The organism is Syntrophomonas sp. UBA5494, from assembly GCF_002426325.1.
On record NZ_DIPG01000059.1, the window covers coordinates 13,187 to 13,497 of the forward strand.

The following is a 311-nucleotide window of genomic DNA, read 5'->3' on the forward strand; positions in this document are numbered from 1 at the left end:
GAGAAAAAGAACTCGATGTAGCGGTAGAGTTCGCTTTTACTCGTTTCCAACATATCGCCGGAATCCCGTTCATAGGCGAGTAGGTCGGTCTCGTTGACGATGATGATGAAGGCATCTTTGATTTTGGAGAGGTCGTTCTTCTTCAAAATATTGAATTCCGAGTTCAGGTTCGCGGCATTCGTAGCCAAGAAGCAGATATTGCCTTTGCCCTGAATATGCACCCCTTGATTAACGCCGCTCTTCGTCCCGGCTTTCAAACGGGCAAATGTAGCCTTCGGAAAATTGAATGCAGAGAGAAAGCCCTCTAAGAA

The 311-nt window shown here is 46.6% G+C and carries 1 protein-coding gene; it reads right to left on the bottom strand.

What is annotated here, in order from left to right; genetic code table 11:
• The coding region (locus tag B3W37_RS07030) for a hypothetical protein (RefSeq protein WP_483175186.1) at positions 1–311 on the bottom strand (311 nt) is incomplete at both ends.